The organism is Corynebacterium sp. HMSC072D12 (assembly GCF_001813925.1).
In the GTDB taxonomy this organism is placed as follows: domain Bacteria; phylum Actinomycetota; class Actinomycetes; order Mycobacteriales; family Mycobacteriaceae; genus Corynebacterium; species Corynebacterium aurimucosum.
Genome location: NZ_KV814392.1, coordinates 106980 through 124021, shown reverse-complemented (window position 1 = coordinate 124021; position 17042 = coordinate 106980). Strand labels below are relative to the sequence as shown.

At 62.3% G+C, this 17042-nt stretch carries 12 protein-coding genes; 5 read left to right on the top strand and 7 right to left on the bottom strand.

The features are described from left to right. Positions 1–36: 36 nt before the first annotated feature. Positions 37–1257 carry a D-alanyl-D-alanine carboxypeptidase family protein gene (locus HMPREF2943_RS04180; RefSeq protein ID WP_070446409.1) on the top strand — a complete coding sequence of 407 codons (1221 nt, stop codon included), beginning with the start codon at positions 37–39 and terminating at the stop codon, positions 1255–1257. Here HMPREF2943_RS04180 and HMPREF2943_RS04175 read toward each other — a convergent pair. From HMPREF2943_RS04175 to HMPREF2943_RS04150, 6 genes are all read right to left on the bottom strand, one after another. Further along, complete coding sequence (locus tag HMPREF2943_RS04175) at positions 1232–1972, bottom strand: RDD family protein (RefSeq protein ID WP_070710876.1); 741 nt, start codon at positions 1970–1972, stop codon at positions 1232–1234. The two genes, HMPREF2943_RS04180 and HMPREF2943_RS04175, sit on opposite strands and share 26 nt — an antisense overlap. 6 nt (positions 1973–1978) lie before the next feature. After that, on the bottom strand, positions 1979–3061 hold the full coding sequence (locus HMPREF2943_RS04170; RefSeq protein WP_070521401.1) for a YhjD/YihY/BrkB family envelope integrity protein: 1083 nt from the start codon (positions 3059–3061) through the stop codon (positions 1979–1981). 74 nt (positions 3062–3135) lie between these two features. Next, positions 3136–4170: a tryptophan--tRNA ligase gene (gene trpS / locus HMPREF2943_RS04165; RefSeq protein WP_070710875.1), complete on the bottom strand. Its 1035-nt coding sequence runs from the start codon at positions 4168–4170 to the stop codon at positions 3136–3138. Positions 4171–4218: 48 nt separating this feature from the next. Next, a complete protein-coding gene (locus HMPREF2943_RS04160; RefSeq protein WP_049157254.1) occupies positions 4219–4410 on the bottom strand; it encodes a hypothetical protein in 192 nt (63 codons plus the stop codon). 65 nt (positions 4411–4475) lie between these two features. Beyond that, positions 4476–5375, bottom strand: coding sequence for an exodeoxyribonuclease III (locus HMPREF2943_RS04155; RefSeq protein WP_070710874.1), 900 nt, complete (start codon positions 5373–5375; stop codon positions 4476–4478). A gap of 10 nt (positions 5376–5385) precedes the next feature. Continuing rightward, positions 5386–6621 carry an MFS transporter gene (locus tag HMPREF2943_RS04150; RefSeq protein ID WP_210399720.1) on the bottom strand — a complete coding sequence of 412 codons (1236 nt, stop codon included), beginning with the start codon at positions 6619–6621 and terminating at the stop codon, positions 5386–5388. 182 nt (positions 6622–6803) lie between these two features. Here HMPREF2943_RS04150 and HMPREF2943_RS04145 point away from each other — a divergent pair, with 182 nt between their 5' ends. The 4 genes from HMPREF2943_RS04145 to HMPREF2943_RS04130 all read left to right on the top strand — a co-directional run bounded on the left by HMPREF2943_RS04145 (position 6804) and on the right by HMPREF2943_RS04130 (position 13922). Next, the gene (locus HMPREF2943_RS04145; RefSeq protein ID WP_070710872.1) at positions 6804–8987 is read left to right on the top strand and encodes an NADP-dependent isocitrate dehydrogenase; all 2184 of its coding nucleotides are present in this window, start codon (positions 6804–6806) and stop codon (positions 8985–8987) included. Between the two features lie 366 nt (positions 8988–9353). Next, positions 9354–10721 (top strand): PepSY-associated TM helix domain-containing protein, encoded by a 1368-nt coding sequence (locus HMPREF2943_RS04140; RefSeq protein ID WP_070710871.1) that lies wholly within the window; start codon positions 9354–9356, stop codon positions 10719–10721. 47 nt (positions 10722–10768) lie between these two features. Continuing rightward, the gene (locus HMPREF2943_RS04135; protein WP_070710870.1) at positions 10769–12811 is read left to right on the top strand and encodes a M3 family metallopeptidase; all 2043 of its coding nucleotides are present in this window, start codon (positions 10769–10771) and stop codon (positions 12809–12811) included. Positions 12812–12893: 82 nt separating this feature from the next. After that, entirely contained in the window at positions 12894–13922 is a 1029-nt protein-coding gene (locus tag HMPREF2943_RS04130) for an HNH endonuclease signature motif containing protein (RefSeq protein ID WP_070644388.1), read from the top strand. Between the two features lie 302 nt (positions 13923–14224). On the opposite strand, the gene ppc is transcribed toward HMPREF2943_RS04130, so the two are convergent. Beyond that, positions 14225–16975, bottom strand: coding sequence for a phosphoenolpyruvate carboxylase (gene ppc, locus HMPREF2943_RS04125; RefSeq protein WP_070710869.1), 2751 nt, complete (start codon positions 16973–16975; stop codon positions 14225–14227). Positions 16976–17042: the final 67 nt, after the last annotated feature.

The following is a 17042-nucleotide window of genomic DNA, read 5'->3' as shown; positions in this document are numbered from 1 at the left end:
GATCATCCTAGGACGCGGTCTAGGATTAAGCACGCTATGAAACATGTCCCCGCGATCCTCACTGCCCTCGCCTTGGCCGCGACGCCGCCCGCGTTTGCAGAAGAGGAAGAGTCCTCATCGCCCACGCGCACCACCGCGCCGGATACCGACTCCTGCCCGCATTCCCTTGTTCCCGAGGAACCGACGACCACCTCTGAGAGGTTGGCACCTGGCCAGGAAGCGCCCACTCCCCTTCCCGCGGTTGAGGGCGCTGCGTGCGGTGTGACAGCCCCGCGCGGTTTTCGGGTCAATAAGGACGTTGTGGCTTCGGCGTGGATGGTTAGCGACCTGGATACTGGCGAAATCATCGCCATGAAGGATCCCAACGGGCGCTACCGTCCAGCCTCCATCATCAAGGCGCTGCTGGCGCTCGTGGTCATCGAAGAGCTGCCCCTGGACCAGCGCATCACCGCCACGCTTGACGACGCCTCCGTCGAAGGCTCCGCCGTCGGCCTCGGCCCCGATGGGGTTTACACCGTGGAGCAGCTTTTACAGGGTCTACTCATGGCTTCCGGCAACGACGCCGCGCACGCCCTCGCGCAGGCTGTTGGCGGGGATGAGAAGGCGCTGGAGAAAGTCAACGCGAAGGCACAGGAGATTGGCACGCGCTCGACGGTGGCGGCGAGCTACTCCGGTTTGGACGCGGCAGGCATGTCGACGTCCGCGGCGGATATCTCGTTGATCTACCGCGCGGCTTTTGCCAACGACACCTTCGCGCGCATCGTCGATACCGAGCACGTGGAGTTTCCCGGCTGGGGTGACATGCCCGGTTATGAGCTGTGGAACGACAATGGGCTCTTCCTCAACGACCCGGACGGTATTGGTGGCAAGACCGGCTATACCGAGGACGCGCACCATACCTTCGTCGGCGCGATTAATCGCGGCGGGCGCCGCCTGCAGGCGGTCCTCCTCGATACAACCGTCGAGCATGGTTTCCGCGCTTGGGAGCAGGCGCAGATGCTTCTCGACGAAGCCTCCGACGTCCGCCCCGGCGATGGCGTAGGGCTTGTGGATGATTTCGCGGCTGGACAAGAGGAGCCCTCGGAATCTGCACCAACCACCCCGGCTCCAACCACGCCGTCCACGCCCGCCACCCCGGAGGCGACTGCGGGGTCTTCATCCTTTGGGGACTCGCAGGGCTGGATTGGGTGGCTCGTGGCAGGGCTCGTCGCTCTCCTGGTCGTAGTGGTTGCTACTTTTTCACTACTTCGGCGTTAGCCATACTGTCGTGCTGGCCGCGCAGCGCATTCTTCGGACCAATCGTGGTCACCACGTACAGGGCACCAAAGAAGGCAATGAGCGGGCCGATGAGCGGCACGAGGGAGGCCACGCGCCACCAGTTGCGCTTGATGCTCTGCTGCCAGGTGAGCTTGTTGTGGGTGGTGACATCGCGCACCGTGTATCCAGCTATCAGCTTCGCCGGCGTTGCCCCAACTAGGACTTCGAAGCAGATGTAATAGGCCACCGTGATGATCCCCGAGAAACTGGTGAGCCAGACCTCATTGAGAGTGGAGTTGTATACCCCGACGCTTAGCAAGAGGGACACACCAATCGCCGCAATGACGTAGTCGATGACGGCCAAAAGCACTCGGGTGCCAGGAGTAGCGCGCGGGGCGTCCTGAACAGGCGCGGCGGGTGTGGCAGCATGATAGCTCTCGCCCCAGCGGCCGGTAGTGGCGTAGTCATCGAGCTGCGCCCACGTGAGCCGAGCACCTGATTCCATCATTTGGTCATAGCTGGCTCGGGACGAGGGCTCGCAGAGAATGCGGGCGGCAACGGCGAGTTCCTCGCGTTCGGAGTCCTCGGGGAGGTAGCCGAGGCCTTCGAGGTGGGCGTCGGCAGCCGCTAGCTGCACGCTGAGCTCGCGTGAGGTCGCGCGCGAATCCAGGGTGAAGTGCGTATAAAGGTTCGGGGCAAAAGACGCTGGTAGCATCCCGCCCTACTTTCGCCGCAGCAGGGCCCACGCACCCGCGGCGGCCGCACCAAGGGCAGCACCGGCGCCCAAGGTCACGCCCGTGTTCGGGCCCTGGCGGATCTCGTTGCGGACGCGGATGACTGCCTGATCCGGAACCGGCGGAACCAGCAGCTCGAGGGACTCCTCGGTGGTGGCTGTCCAGGCGGAGACGTAAAGCACGACGCGCCAGACCAAGTACATGACCACCATGAGGACGATCACCGGGCCAAACACGGCGCCGGCCGGGTTGCCCGCTGCGGAGGACATGATGACGGTGGACAGCTGTTTGATGGCCTCAAAGATCACAGCGCCGATAGCCGCGCCCTTCAGACCAGACTTGGTGGGCACCTTCGTGCGCGGCAGGAAAGCCACCATCCACCAGAAGACGAGGAAGTTAGCGATGAGACCGATCACGATGCCGGCGATAACCAGCACCGTTCCCATTCCTGGGAAGGACTCGATACCAACCCACTCGAAGATCTTTTGGGTCAGTCCGGAGGAACCCGCCGCCGTCACGCCGAAGGCGATAACCATGGCCACGAGCAGGCCGATGAGCCCCAGCAGGTCGCTGAGCTTCTTGGTCACAAAGTTGCCCGGGGCGTCAGTCGGATCCTGCATCCACATCGCCGAAATGCCGATGCGCAGGTTATTCATCCAGCCGAGCCCAGACCACAGGGTGGTGAGGCCACCGATGCCGTACATCGCACCGCGCTGTTCAATCGCGGTATGGAGAAGCTCCGTAATCGAATCCCCCAGATCGCCCGACACGGCGTTCGCGATCTGCTCTTCCAGTTGTTGCATGAGATCGGGGCGATTGGCCAACACGGTGGCGATGGCTGCCACCGTGAGCATGAAGATGGGGAAGATAGCAAGAACCGAGAAATACGTAATTCCGGCCGCGAACTGGTTGCCGCCTTGGCTACCGTAGCGATCCAGCATCTTCATGATGTGGTCGATAAAACCGGACTTCTCGCGGACCTTATCTACCGCTCCCGGCTCATCGGCATAAGCACGCTCGATGCCGTAATCATCAGTCTTTTTCTCATCGGGTTGAGTCGTTGGCGCCACAGGCTTTCCCCTTTTTATGAATTACAGAAATAAGTTACAGAATCCTCTACACAGTCTTCATCATGCTAGCCAACTCAGCCGCGACGCGCGGGGAGAAAGCCCACCGCCTCGTAGACCTTGTCCACGAGCGGGGTGGCAATCTCCGTGGCGTGCTCGGCGCCCTTGGCCAAAATACGCTCCAACTCGCCGCGGTCTTCCATGAGCTCGTCGTAGCGAGCCTTCAGCGGAGTGGTGAAAGCCTCAAGTGCTTCCGCCGTGTCCACCTTCAGGTGGCCATAGCCCTGGCCCTCGTACTTGTCCACGAGGTCCGGGATGCTCTCGCCAGTCAGCGCGGACTGAATGGCCAGCAGGTTGGACACACCGGGCTGCTTCTCGCGGTCAAAGGCCACCACGCCAAGGTCATCGGTCACCGCGGACTTGATGCGCTTGGCGGAGGTCTTGGGAGCATCGAGCAGGTTCACGATACCCTTCGGGTTTGCCCCCGACTTCGACATCTTGGACGTCGGCTCCTGCAGGTCATAAATCTTGGCCGAACCTTCCGGAATGAAGGCCTCCGGCACACGGAAGACCTCGCCGTACTTGTTGTTGAAGCGCTCCGCCAGGTTGCGGGTGAGCTCAAGGTGCTGGCGCTGATCCTCCCCCACCGGCACATAGTGCGGGGAATACAGGAGGATATCCGCGGCCATCAGGACGGGATAGGTAAATAGGCCCACGGACGTGCGGTCCTGGCCCTGTTTGAGGGACTTGTCCTTGAACTGGGTCATGCGGGAAGCCTCACCGAAGCCGGTCAGGCACTGCAAAACCCACGTCAGCTCCGCGTGTGCGGGGACGTGGGATTGTACGAAGAGGGTGGATTTCGCCGGGTCAATGCCCAATGCGATGAGCTGCGCGGCGCCCGCCACGGTGCGGTGGCGCAGCTCCTCCGGGTTCTGCTCCACTGTGATGGCGTGCAGGTCCGGGATGAAGTAAAAAGCCTCGTGGGAGTCTTGCAGGTCAATCCACTGCTTGAGCGCTCCAAGGTAGTTACCCAGGTGGTAGGAGTCCGCCGTGGGCTGAATACCAGAGAGGACTCGAGAAGCGGAGGTCGATGCAGAAGTGGAGTCAGTCATGGTTGATCACTCTACTCTGCCGCCTCCGCCGGGGAGGCGCTGCGTCGGTTAAATCTTGCGGGAGGTCGGGCTAATAACGTCCATCATCACGGCGAAACCGGCCACCATGAACGCGCCGCCAACACCCTGGAGGACGATCGGGCCAAGGAAGGCAAAGGACGGTCCGACGATGGTCCACCACCAGATACCCAGGGCAAGCAGAATAGCGCCGAGGACAAAGTAGATGATTGCGCGGGTCATGAGCATCTCCTGCGAAATAGAAAAGGACGTTAAGACGGGATTATCGTACCACTACTTGATGTGGGCTACTTGTACTCCACCAGAAGCGGAGAGTGATCGGACCAGCGCTCCTCCACCGTCGGCGCCTTCTCCACCCACGTGCGCTGCGCGCGCTCCAGCATGGCCTTCGTGGCAGCCTGATAGTCAATGCGCCACCCGGCGTCGTTGTTGAAAGCCTGGCCGCGGTAGGTCCACCAGGTATAGGGCCCCTCGGCCTCCGGGTGCAGGCGCCTGGCGACGTCAAACCATTGCGGATCCTTGGCCGCCTCCCAGGCGGTCTTGGTTTCGTAGTCCACCACGCCGAGCCAGTCCCCAAGCCCCTTCTTCTCCTGGGGCTCATCATCCGGGAAAGAGCCAAAAACGCGGTCCATGAAGGCTCGCTCCTCCGGCAAGTGTCCGGACTTCTTCTCGTTGGGCTTGTTGTTCTTCAAGTCCTGGGCGCGGTGGCAGATGTTCCAATCACCGCCGATAACAGACTCCGGATACGTCGCTGCCATCTCATCCAAAACTTCAGAGAATTCATCCAAGAAAAGGTACTTCTCATCCTGCTTCGGGGAATCAGTATCGCCGGAGGGCAGATACAAAGAGGCCACGCGCACGCCTTCCACGGTGGCGGCGATGAAGCGGCCGGATTCGGCGAAGGAGCCGAAGCCCACGGAGACGTCGCCAAGCGCGTGCTTCGATAGGATTCCCACACCCGCGCGGCCCTTGGCGACGGATTCGGCCTGCACCAGGTTCCATCCGGCCTCCAGGGCTGGGGCCAGGGCCTTCTGGGTCTGCTCGGGGTTGGCGCGCACCTCCTGCATGAGGACGACGTCGGCCGGCGTGGTCTCCAACCACGCGTTCATACCCGGGTTGTTCTCATTGCGCTGTTTGCAGGCCGCGCGGATGCCGTTAACGTTGACGGAGGCGATGGTGAAACTCATGCCGGCCAGTCTAACTCTGTTCAATAATCTTCACGGAAAGGCCGCGGCGGCGCTTGTCCCACATGGTGATAACCCAGGTGATGCAGCCGGCCACCGCCAACCCCGCACCAGCGAGGGCGGTGGAGTTATAGGAATAACCTGCGCCCACGACCGCACCGCCGATAGCAGCACCCGCCGCATTGGCGATATTGAGGGCCGACTGGTTCAAGGCCGCCGCGAGGCTCTGCGCATCCCCCGCCACGTTGACGAGGCGAAGCTGCAGAGAGGGCACGAGAATGGAGCCAAAGAAGGCCAAGACACCAAAGGCAATCGTGCCAGCCCAGGCGTTGTGCGCCAAGAAGTAGAAGGCCACGGACACACCGACCATGCAGATGAGAGCAAAGATAATGCCGAATTCCAGGTTTCGGTCCGCCAGCGCACCGCCAGCAACGTTGCCGACAGTCATACCGATGCCATAGGCCATGAGCACAATCCAGGTGTGGTTCGGGTCCATACCGGCGACCTCCGTCATGGTCCACGTGATGTAGGTGTAGACGGCGAACATGCCGCCAAAGCCGACGGTGCCGAGGAACACGGTGAGCAGGACCTGGCTGTTCTTCAACGCGCCGAGCTCGGTGAACATATCCGTTTCCGGCATACGCGTCATGTGCGGGAAGAGGAAAAAGAGCAGCACCATCGTTAAGGCTGCAAGGACCACCACCAAGTAGTAGGCCGAATGCCAGCCCAGTCCCTGGCCTAGGGCTTGGGCTGCCGGTACACCGATCACGGTGGCAACGGAAAGGCCCATGCCCACCATCGACATGGCAAAACCTTGCTTGCCCGGTGGGGCCATCGAGGCCGCCGCCAGATTAGCTACGGAAAAGTATGCGCCATGCGGCAGGCCCGCGATGAAGCGCGCCACCAGCAGAACACCGTAGTTCGGGGCCAAGGCTGTCAGCAGGTTACCCACGAGCAAGAAAGCGATCAGCAGGATGATGAGGCGGCGGCGTGGGAGCTTGCCCGTGAGTGCAGCGATGACCGGCGCGCCCACCACGACGCCGAGCGCGTAGACGGAGATAACCACCGACGCCGTGTCTTCCGTAATACCGAAATCATCCGCGATGAGCGGCAGCAGGCCCATGGAGGTGAACTCCGTGGTGCCGATGGCAAAAGCGCCCAGCGCCATGGCGATCATCACGATGGTGCGGCGCGTCGCGGAGATTTCCGTCTGGCGCGGGACGGGGCGGCGTTGGATACTGGTATTCATCGGTTTCACGGGGGCAGACCTTAGTACTTCCCTTCCCGAGCTCGTAAGTCCAGCCGGAAAGGTTGTGCCAAGTACACAGACCCCTCCCGCGGGTGGCGCGAGTCACAGGGGGACCGGCACCGCGAGAAAATAAGACAGGTATCCTGTGAGGTTGAACAGTTTTCAACTTCTTTAGGAGAACCATGGCAAAGATTATCTGGACCCGTACCGACGAGGCGCCGTTGCTGGCGACCTACTCCTTCAAGCCCGTCGTGGAGGCCTTCGCGTCCACCGCAGGCATCGAGGTGGAAACCCGCGACATTTCCCTAGCCGGCCGCATCCTGGCCCAGTTCCCGGAGCGCCTTGGTGACAAGAAGGTCTCCGATGCCCTGGCTGAGCTCGGCGAGCTGGCCAAGACGCCGGAAGCCAACATCATTAAGCTGCCGAACATCTCCGCTTCCCTGGTGCAGCTGAAGAAGGCCATCGCTGAGCTGCAGGCAGCCGGTTTTGATCTCCCGGAGTACGAAGAGGCTCAGGAGAAGTACGACGCCGTCAAGGGCTCCGCTGTGAACCCGGTTCTGCGTGAGGGCAACTCCGACCGCCGCGCCCCGATTGCAGTCAAGAACTTTGCTAAGAAGAACCCGCACAAGATGGGCGCGTGGTCCGCTGATTCCAAGACCAACGTGGCCACCATGGACGCTAACGACTTCCGCCACAACGAGAAGTCCGTCATCATGCCGGAGGAGGACACCCTCTCCATCGTTCTGAAGACCGCCGAGGGCGAGCAGCCCCTGCTGGAGAAGCTGCCGGTCCTCAAGGACGAGGTCATCGACGGCACCTTCATGTCCGCCAAGGCACTCGACGAGTTCCTCAAGGCTCAGGTTGCCCGTGCCAAGGAAGAGGGCGTGCTCTTCTCCGCTCACCTCAAGGCCACCATGATGAAGGTGTCTGACCCCATCATCTTCGGCCATGTCGTCCGCGCTTTCTTCGCTGATGTCTTTGAGAAGTACGGCGAGGAGCTCGAGGCTGCTGGCCTCAACGGCGAGAACGGCCTGGGCGCTATCTACGAGGGTCTGGACAAGCTCGAGAACGGTGCTGAGATCAAGGCTGCCTTCGACGACGCGCTTGTCGACGGTCCGGACCTCGCCATGGTCAACTCCCACAAGGGTATTACCAACCTGCACGTTCCGTCCGACGTCATCATCGATGCCTCCATGCCGGCTATGATCCGCACCTCCGGCCACATGTGGAACAAGAACGACGAGGAGCAGGACACCCTCGCCGTCATCCCGGATTCCTCCTACGCCGGCGTTTACCAGGCAGTCATCGAGGACTGCAAGGCTAACGGCGCCTACGATCCGACCACCATGGGTACCGTCCCGAACGTCGGCCTCATGGCGCAGAAGGCTGAGGAGTACGGCTCCCACAACAAGACCTTCAAGGTGCCGGCTGCCGGCACCGTTGAGGTCCGCAACTCCAAGGGTGAGGCCCTTATCTCCCACGACGTGGAGGAGGGCGACATCTGGCGCGCTTGCCAGACCAAGGACGCCCCGATCCAGGACTGGGTCAAGCTGGCCGTCAACCGTGCCCGCCTGTCCGGCATGAAGGCCATCTTCTGGCTCGACCCGGAGCGCGGCCACGACGCCAACCTCATCGAGCTGGTCAACAAGTACCTGCAGGATCACGACACCGAGGGTCTCGACATCTCCATCGAGGATCCGGTCACCGCGACCAAGATCTCCGTCGAGCGCATCCGCAAGGGCGAGGACACCATCTCCGTGACCGGTAACGTCCTGCGTGACTACAACACCGACCTCTTCCCCATCCTCGAGCTGGGCACCTCCGCAAAGATGCTGTCTGTGGTTCCGCTCATGGCTGGCGGTGGCCTGTTCGAGACCGGTGCCGGCGGCTCCGCTCCGAAGCACGTCCAGCAGGTCCAGGAGGAGAACCACTTGCGCTGGGATTCCCTCGGTGAGTTCCTGGCTCTGGCTGAGTCCTTCCGCCACGAGCACAACACCAACGGCAACGCCAAGGCAGGTGTCCTGGCCGCAGCGTTGGACAAGGCCACCGAGACCCTGCTGGATGAGGGCAAGTCCCCGTCCCGCAAGGTGGGCGAGAACGACAACCGAGGCTCCCACTTCTTCCTGACCCTCAACTGGGCCAAGGAGCTGGCTGCACAGACCGACGACGCCGAGCTGGCCGAGGCTTTCAAGCCGGTTGCTGAGGCCCTCGAGGCCAAGGCAGGCGAGATTGAGCAGGCGCTTCTCGACGTCCAAGGCTCCCCCGTCGACCTCGGCGGCTACTACGCCCCGAACGAGGAGAAGCTAGCCGAGGTCATGCGCCCTGTCGCTGCCTTCAACGACATCATTGATGGCCTGAAGAAGTAATTCTGCGCTAGGCACTTAACAAAAGACCGCTTCGTCTCCTCCCTGGAGTTCGAGGCGGTCTTTTCTTGCTTCATTAACCACAAACAGGCCTAAACAGCACTCCGCGACGCTATTTTTACCCGTTGAGCTGCGAGAGCTTTTTCTTGACTGATTCTTGCTTCTCGCGCCTTATCTCGCGGGGTTTTCATCCTTTTCACGCCGAGGCCCCCAGTTATTTAAAAAGTTTTTCACTACTTGGGAACCGAGAAGCCATCACCTCCGACTAGTAGTGCAGTTGATATCAGCGCCTGTCCATCGCCCTTTGCTGAGCGCCCCGCGAACGTTCAGCAGGGGCCTTCACCAAAGACACTGAAAAGAGCACTACCTATGAGTCGGACGGCTCTGCGATCTTTCATTCAGCGCATTCACTTTTATGGCGGTATGTTCGTCGGCCCCTTCATCCTCGTTGCGGCATTGACTGGCTGCCTCTATGCCATGGCACCCACCCTGGAGAAGGTGGTGTACCACGATGTCATCTCCGTTCCGGCGGTCGAGCACCCCGTGAGCTTGGAAGAACAAATCCAGGCCGCACAGCACGAGCACCCAGACATGCCTGTGTCCCAAGTCTGGCCAGCAACCAACCCCACGGATTCCACGCGCGTGTTGGTGTCTGATGACAGTATCGATGAAAGCCTCCAGCGCACCGTCTTCATCAATCCGGCCAACGCCGAGGTCATCGGGGACTACACCACCTACTCCGGCCTGGGCGAGATGCCGCTACGCCGCTGGATTTCCTCCCTGCACGAAAGCTTCCACTTGGGCAAGGTCGGTGAGCTCTACTCAGAGTTGGCCGCCTCCTGGCTATGGGTCATGGCCTGCGGCGGTCTTTATATGTGGTGGATTCGCCGCCGCCCGAAGAACAAGGCAACCGGGAACGCCGCTCAGCAGCCGAAGCGCTCTGCCCGCTGGAAGGCCACCCGTCTGCATTCCACCGTCGGCGCCTGGATCTTCATTGGTCTGCTTGGTCTCTCTGCCACCGGTATCACGTGGTCGGGACTGGCCGGCGACAACGTTGATTCCCTAGTGGAGCGCATGCAGTGGAAGGCCACCCCCATCGAGACTGCCCTCCCCGGCACCACCGCTGAAACGCATGAGCACACCATGCATGAAGGTCATGAAGGGCATGGGGTTGGAGGGGCATCGTCAAGCACGAACATAGCTGCCGAGGCCGAGCGCGTCTTCGCCACCGGTCGCGCCGAGGGACTCACCGGCCCGCTACGTATGTACCCACCGGAGGACGCCCACTCCGCCTGGCAGGTCAGCGAACGCTGGGTGGAATGGCGCACCACCTCCGATGCAATTTCGGTAGATGGCGCCACCGGCGACGTCATCGACCGCCAGCCTTTCTCCAGCCTGCCGCTGTTTAGCAAGCTCAGCAGCTGGGGCATCTACCTGCACATGGGCATCATGTTCGGGCTGCCATTGCAGATTGCGCTACTCACGCTGGGTCTCGCCACCGCCGCTCTCGTGGTGCTGGGGTACTACATGTGGTGGAAACGTCGCCCACGCTTCCTCCCGACTGCCCACTTCTCCTGGGCCACCACAGGACTGGGCGCGCTTTTCGCGGCCACCGTGGGCGTCTTCCTGCCGCTCTTAGGAATCACCTTGGCGGCGTTCCTGGTTCTCGACATCGTCCTGGTGTACCGTGCCACCACTCCACGCAGGGAACGCACGCCAGTCCTCATGGGCTCATAGTGAAAGCCATCACATAGGGACGGGCTTATTAGGTACGGTGGTTTCTTATGACTAACCCACTACTGACCCCCTCTACGCTGCCCTATCAGCTCCCGCCGTTTGCGGAGATCAAGGTAGAGCACTACCGCCCCGCTTTCGACGAAGCACTCGCGCTTCACGACGCCGAGATCGCCTCCATCACCGACAACCCCGCCGCGCCTACGTGGGAAAACACCGTGGAGGCGCTCGAGCGATCCGGCCAGGACCTCGACCGCGTCATGGCCGTCTTCGGCAACCTCTCCGGTACGGATGTCACCGAGGAGATGGAGGAGATCGCCGCCGACATCTACCCGCGCCTGTCCGCGCACTACGACGCGATGTACCAGAACGAGGTGCTCTACGCGCGCATCAAGGAGGCGACGCCGCCTGCCGACGACGCAGAAGGCCAGCGCCTCCACGACCACCTCCTGCGCACCTTTGCCCGCAAGGGTGCCGATCTCGATGCGACTGGCAAGGCCCGCCTGTCTGAGATCAACCAGCGCCTTTCTGCACTGTCGGAGGAATTTGGCCGCAACCTCATGGCATCTACCCGCGAGCGCGCGGTCTCCTTCACCGAGGAGGAACTCGAAGGCCTGCCCGCCGAGCGCATCGCTTCCGCCAAAGCCGACGCTGAGGCGCTTGGCCGCGAGGGCTATGCCATCCCGCTGGAGCTGCCAACCGTGCAATCGGAGCTAAGCCGCCTGGCGCGGGAGGATGCGAGGGAGAGGTTGTATGGGGCGTCGGCAAGCAGGGGATCCGAAAACAACATCCCGGGGCTCATCGAGGCCGTCCAACTGCGCGCCGAACGGGCCGAGCTGCTGGGCTTTGCCTCTCATGCCGACTACGTGATCGCCGAGGAAACCGCCGCGACTGCCGACGCCGCCCGCACCATGCTCTTCGACCTCGCCCCCGCCGCCGCGGCCAATGCCGAAGGCGAGCAGAAGCTCCTCGCTGAAGAGGCTGAGCTCAACAGCCAGGGATTCACCGCCGCCGACTGGCCCTACTGGGAATCCAAGGTCCGCGCCCGCGACTTCTCCCTCGACGAGGAGGAGCTGCGCAAGTACTTCCCGCTGGACCAGGTCCTAGAGAAGGGCGTCTTTGCCGCCGCCGAACGTCTCTACGGCATCACCGTTATCCCGCGCGATGACCTCGAGGGCTACGCAGAGGGGGTTCGCGTGTGGGAGGTGCGGGACGGTTCCGTCCCGCACGGGGAAAAGGACTCGCACGGGATCGGTCTCCTCCTCACCGACTACTTCGGGCGCCCCACCAAGCGCGGCGGCGCATGGATGAGCGAGTTCGTGGGGCAGTCCCGACTGCTGGAGCGCAAGCCGGTCATCGTCAACGTCATGGGCATCACCAAGCCCGCCGACGGCTCCCAACCGCTGCTGAGCATGGATGAGGTCCGCACTGTCTTCCACGAATTCGGTCACGCCCTGCACGGCCTGCTTTCCGACGTCCGCTACCCCACCTTCGCCGGCACCAACGTACCGCGTGACTGGGTGGAATTCCCCTCGCAGATCAACGAGAACTGGGCACTGGATAAGAACTTGGTCAAGGAGTACGCCCGCCACGTGGAGACGGGCGAACCTATTCCGGACGAGCTTCTCGACGCCATCTCCGCCGCCTCCGAGTTCGGCCAGGGATTCGCCACCTCGGAGTATCTGGGGGCGTCGATCATCGACCTCGCGTGGCATTCCCTGAGCGCGTCGGAGGCCGCCGAGTTGGAAGCTACACCGGAGGCCATCGCCGAGTTCGAGGCCGAGGCCCTGCGCGCGGCCGGGCTAGACAACGAGCTCATTGCGCCGCGCTATCGCTCGACCTACTTCAACCACATCTTCGCCGGTGGCTACTCCGCGGGCTACTACTCCTATCTCTGGGCCGAGGCCCTCGATGCCGATGGTTTCGAGTGGTTCAAGGAGCAAACCGACCTTCGCGAGGCCGGCCAAAAGTTCCGCGATGTCATCCTGTCGAAGGGCGCATCCCGCGACTTCACGGAGGCTTACCGCGAGTTCCGCGGCCGCGACAAGGACGTCGCCCCGCTGCTCAAGCGCCGCGGCCTTGCCGGCGCCTAGTGCCGACTAGTTATCCACAGATTTCGTCGGATGGCTAGTCCGGGGCTTGGCGGCAGGATGGGGTGCTTTTAGGCTGCGGAGTATGAGATTGCAGACATACTTCGCCGCACTCGGCCGCGCCATTGACCTGGTGGCCGAGTGCGCGGGCCTGTCTGAATCTGACTTGGTGTCCCTTGGCGCCACGCCTGCCGACGCCACCGTGTTCCTCTCTCTTCACCACACCTACTTCGGGCATACCTCCTCGACGAAGAAGCAGCGCACGGCGGTTGCAGCCGCCCGCCGGCGCGGGCACGGGCTGGTGACCTTGCAGCTTATCGAGCACTTCGTGGCCAAAGTCCGGGACCACAACAAAGCGTGGGATTTGCGGGTGGAGCTGTGCCAGACCAGCGCTGAGTTGGTGGAAAAGGTAGCGCGCAAGCGGTTGCGGATGATGCGCAAGCCCCGCACGTATGCCGAGCGCGCCAAGCTCACCCAGCATGGCAACGGCCTGGCCACGCTCACGGTCACCGCGGACTCGCTGCAGCTGACCGGCGTCTTCGAAGGCATCGACCAGGAACGCCCCGGCGAGAGCTTCTTAGAGAATCTGGAGGGCGGTGGCGTCAAAACTGAGGTTGCCACCATGGCGGTCCTGCAGCTCGATGACTACGCAGAACTGCTCAAGGGCAATACCGACAAGGATGGCGAAGAGTTCATCGTCCGCACAACAAGTGGCGCGACGATGACCGGTTCGCAGCTAGTGGAGCGCGCTCTGCTGGACAAGGGGATCATCGTGGCTGTCAGCCGCGAGCACGGCCCGCTCGATGTCTTCCGCTTCCAGCGCTTCGCCACCACGAAGCAGCGCCTCGCCTTGGCTGCGGAGAATCCGTGCTGTGCATGGGAGGGCTGCAAGGTTCCTTTTGAGAAATGCCAAATCCACCACATCAAAGCCTGGGCCCGCGGCGGGCCCACCAACATCCTCAACCTGGTGCCACTGTGTCCGTACCACAACGGAGTCAACGACGATGACCCCGATGCCCCGCCCTCACGCGGCCACATGGACCGTATCGGCGGGCGGGTGGCATGGATCCCGCCATACGACGCCGCACCGGTCTTCACCAGCGCCTTCAATTAGCCCCCCCTTCAACTACCCCCAATGCCCGCTAAGGCACCGGTGTGCCCCGTCCCGCCAGTGCAGGTAGCAGTGCAAGCAACGCCGCTACCAGCGCCAGGGCATTCTTCCAGCACTGTTTGGTCGTACCCCGCAGGAAACCGCCTCCTCGCGGGGCATTCGGCGTGCCGGCTTAATTCATGGAACTGATCATGCGCTCAAGCCTGTCCCGCAGGAATTTTGGCCGTGCCGGTTGGCCGTGCCGGTTGGCCGTGCCGGTTGGCCGTACCGGTTGGCTGGGCGGTCGGTTTGGCGGGCGTGCCGGCTTAGCCGGCGTTGCGCAGCGCTGTGGCGAGACCATTCATCGTGACCTGGATGGTCTTGGACACCAGGAACTGATCGTCGCCGCGGCGGTAGCGACGCAGCAGCTCCAACTGGATGGCGTTGAGCGGAAGCAGGTACGGGTAGCGCCGCTTGAGCGACCGCGCCTGGCGCTGGTTCTCACTGACCAACTCCGCGTTGCCGGTGACCTTGAGGTAGACCTCGCGGGTGCGTTCAAACTCCGCGGAAATCAGGCTGAAGATACGGTCCGCGGTTTCTTTGTCATCAACCAGGTTGGCATAGAGGCGTGCCAGCTGCATCTCCGCCTTGGCCATGACCTGCGCCATGTTGGCGAACACGGAGCGGAAGAAAGGCCACGTACGGTACAGCTCACGCAGCTCCTCCCAGCGCTTCTCCACTTCTCCATCGCCGCTTTTTACTCCGGCCTTTCCGGTTTCTGCTCCATCCGCAGTGGCATTTACTTCTTCTACGCTGGCCAGTCCTACTCCACATTCACCACTGGAGGATTGCTTAACCCACGCTGTCACCGCACTGCCCACGCCGAACCAGCCCGGAATGTTGGTGCGGGACTGTGACCACGACAGCACCCAGGGAATCGCTCGCAAATCCGTAATCGCGGTGGTCTGCTTACGCGAGGTCGGGCGCGAGCCCAGGTTAAGCTCGCCGATTTCGTGCAGCGGAGTGGACTGGGTGAAGTAGGCGATAAACCCGGGGTCATCAACCAGCTGGCAGTACGCCGTACCGCTCAAGTCCGCCAGCTCCCGCATGATGTCGTAGGCCCGCTCGGGATCCGCAATCGGCTCGGTATCCAACAACGATGCCTCCAACGCACCGGAAACGAAAGCCTCCAAATGACGGCGCGCGGTCTCCGGAGCTCCATACTTCGCAGAAATCACCTCGCCCTGCTCAGTAATACGCACCGAACCCGAGACCGCGCCCTTCGGCTGCGCCAAAATCGCATCATACGTCGGGCCACCGCCGCGGCCCACCGCACCACCACGGCCATGCGCCAAACGCAGCTCCACGCCGTGGCGCTCACACAGCTCAACTAGGGCCAATTCGGCGTCGTACAGCGCCCAATTCGCCTGCAGATACCCGCCGTCCTTGTTGGAATCCGAATACCCCAACATAACCTCTTGCACATCCCCGCGCGAGCGCAGATGCTCGCGGTACACGGGCACCTGCCAGAGCTTCTCCAGGATGCCAGCACCCGCTTTCAAATCCTCGATGGTCTCAAACAGCGGCACCACATCTACCTGGTTCAGCCCCACCTCCTTGAGCAGCACCATCGGCTCCAAAATATCGGAGACCGTTCCCGTCATAGAGATAATGCAGTGCGACACCGACTTCGGTCCAAAGTCCCGCACAGCGCGGGCCGCCGCACGGAAAATCCCCAGCTCCTTGGCTGTATCCTCGGTGAATTCCTTTTCAGTGCCCGGGAAGAGCAGCGGACGATTTGTCTGCAACTCCCGCACCAGCAGCGCGACCTTCTCCTCCTCCCCCAGCCCGCGATAGTCCGAGGTAATGCTGGCTGCGGCGAAAATCTCGGTGAGGACGTTCTCAAAGGATTCCGAATTCTGGCGCATATCCAGCGTCGAGAGGTGGAATCCAAACGTGGTCACCGCCGAGCGCAATCGGGCAAGGCGGTCATCGGCGATGATGTCATCGTTGAACTGGCGCAGCGAGCGGTCGATCACATCCAGGTCCCGCTTGAGCTCCTCCGGAGACGCATAGGCGCTTGGCGACGCCTCCCCTTCCAACCTCGCCAGCACCTTCTTCCGGATGCCGAAGATGGCCCGGCGATAGGGCTCGTCGACGCGAGATTTTTCGTCGTTGTGGGCGGCGTCGGCAAGCGCGCCCAGCTCCTTGGAGCTGGAGGAATAGCGGTCTGATAGAGAGAGTTCGCGCTCCAGCTCGCCGAGCTCGTCGGCGTAGTACTGGAGCACCGTCGCCGCGGCTTTGCGGGTGGCATAGGTCAGGGTGTGCTCATTGACAAAGGGGTTGCCGTCATGGTCGCCGCCAATCCAAGAGCCAGGGCGGACGACGGGGGAATCGGGAAGCTGCTGGCCAAAGGTCTCACGCATGGCGTGACGGATAGCGCGGTTGAGGGCAGGAACTTGCTCGAGCAGCGAGAGTTTGTAGTAGCGCAGGCCGACGTCAATTTCGTCTTCAAGGGTGGGACGGGCGATGCGAATCAGCGCGGTCTGCCACAGTAGCGTCATGCGCAGGTACATTTCCTTCTCAATCGCCGCCATGTCGCCGCCGCGGTGTGCTTCCTTGAGGAGGTTCTTGATGCGGGTCTGGGTGTCGAAAACCGTGCGGCGGCGGGTTTCGGTGGGGTGCGCGGTGAGAACGGGGGCAACGTGCGCACCGCGGATGACGGAGGCGGCGTCGACAGGTGCGACGCCTTCTTCTTTGAGCTTGGCGAATGTCTTGCGCAGGGAAACCGGCGCCTCGACGGACTCGTCATCCAAGTCCTCCGCTAGGTTCGCGATGAGCGCGAAATAGCTGAACGCTCGCGCCACGAGGTTGACTTTGGTGATGTCGAGGTCGCGGAAAATAGCGACGAGATCTTCCGGCTTGGCATCGCCGTGCGCGATGTCGAAGGCCATGCGGCGGGTGGATTCGACGAGCTCAAAGACGTCCTCGCCCTCCTGCTGCGCGATAACTCGGCCGAGCACCCGGCCGAGGAAGCGGATGTCTTCGCGGACTTGTTCTGGGGCAGGTGTGCTCACGGCGAGGAGCCTTTCTGGGAGTGATGTGTTCGGCTGGCACATCTCAATGTAGCCCAGAGCACTATCG